We start from the raw sequence: 1,660 nt of genomic DNA, 5'->3' as shown, positions 1-1,660 counted from the left end.
AGCGTTGATTCGGCATCAGTTCCGCTGAAAACGCCGAGGAAACTTGCGTACTGGTTTGCTCACCTGATGCAGTTAGCACGCTATCTTGGCATTTCAAATCAGCAATAACAGGGCCGAGCTCTAAGCTTCCCACTGGACTTTGAATGCCACTGGCACTCCAAACCAATGTGCCTTCACCAGTTTTACACCACGGAGCTGCGTAAGTCGCATGACGAATGTTCAACTCCAGCTGGCCATCAACACCAACAGGCACCGGCAGGCGCGCTTGTTCGACGGCTTTCGATGCAGGGATCGACGCCACCAAATTTTCCGCGTAAGGGCCATCGCTGAGACTGTATCCAACTAAACCTCGACCGCGAATGTTCATATCGCTGCCGCGCCCAAAACGTACCGAAAATTCGGCTTTGCCGGTAAATAAGCTATACCATTGGAAATCCCAATTAACTTGCCCTAGATTTTGACGCTGCCAACGCACGCTAGAAGCCTGACCTTGCCAAACGGAACCGTGAGCACCTTGTATGTCTAGCCCTTTCACAGTGGGGGCTTGCTGGAGAACCCAAGAAACAGGTAACCCCATGATCAAGCTAACAGAAAAACAAACAATAAAGATTACAACGTAAAGTACTGCTCGCTTCACCTTAACCTCGCTTAAATTGCAGACGGTTCACATCAATCATGCCCGCTTGGTCTGTACGATCGATGTCTAAAAATTCAACTTCAATGCCTTGCTGCTCTTTCAAGTAGCGTAACCAATCCACCAACTGGTTGAATGCGAGCGGTTTAATCCACACTTGCACACTGTCGTTGCGTGGTTGCACACGAATCAGTTCCACCTTAAAACGTCGCGCTGATGAAGAGACAAGTTGGTTAAGTGGCTGATTGGAAAAACTGACACCCCCGCTTTTTCCCAATGCGGTAATGTCATCAGCTTTGTCTTGTACCCATGTAAGCAATTGCTTTTCACTTTGGATACGAGATTGCGCCAACTCTGCACGTTGGCTCATCGGCTGCAGCAGCCCCCAGTAAAGAATGCCAAGGATGGCGAATGCACCACAGCCCAGCACAAGTCGTTGTTCACGCTGAGAGATGCCACTCCACCAAGCTTGCGCTTGAGAAATTAAATTCTTCATCATCACCTCACTGACGCTTCAACACAAAGCTACCCATCACAACGTTATCGCTGCGATTAAGCTGACCTTGCTCAACATTAAACTTCTCAGCCAACTTCACACGTGCCTGCTCAAAAGGCTGGAAGTCTGAGCTACGTGCGTGAATGCGCACTTCACCACGTTGGCCGTCATACTTAAAACTGGTGATTTCTAGATCTTTCACCTGACCAAGCGTTGCTGGCAAGGCAGCAAGCCAAGACAACATCGCAACATCTGTTGAGCCACCAGATAAACGGCGCTCTTCATCTGTCATTTGACGCTTTAAATAACTTACGGTCGGAATTCGATTCTTGTTTGGGAAAACCTGACGGAAAATACGTTCGCTTTCTTCACGATAGGCTTGTGCTTGCGCCTCGTACTTGTGGACGACGAGAAGTTGCTGAGCCACGACCACCACTAACAAAACGCCCGCAGCGATAGCCGCCTTTTGCCAAACTTTCCAGTACTTACCCCAAGAAGACTTCGGCTTAAACTCGCCAGTTAACAGGTTC

Annotated in this window: 3 protein-coding genes; all 3 read right to left on the bottom strand. The window is 49.0% G+C overall.

Annotated elements, in window-relative coordinates; all coding sequences use genetic code 11:
* Positions 1–637 (bottom strand): type II secretion system protein N (locus R7P35_RS23955; protein ID WP_318092825.1); only part of this gene is annotated, 637 nt, incomplete at its 3' end.
* A 1-nt stretch (position 638) separates the two neighbouring features.
* A complete protein-coding gene (locus R7P35_RS23950; protein ID WP_318092827.1) occupies positions 639–1,130 on the bottom strand; it encodes a type II secretion system protein M in 492 nt (163 codons plus the stop codon).
* Positions 1,131–1,137: 7 nt separating this feature from the next.
* A partial coding sequence (gene gspL / locus R7P35_RS23945) for a type II secretion system protein GspL (protein ID WP_318092823.1) occupies positions 1,138–1,660 on the bottom strand: 523 nt, incomplete at its 5' end.

Origin of the sequence: Vibrio sp. Vb0304, from assembly GCF_033338995.1 — a bacterium.
GTDB lineage: Bacteria > Pseudomonadota > Gammaproteobacteria > Enterobacterales > Vibrionaceae > Vibrio > Vibrio alginolyticus.
Note: the sequence above shows the minus strand (reverse complement) of the source record. Positions and strands in the feature narration are given on the sequence as shown.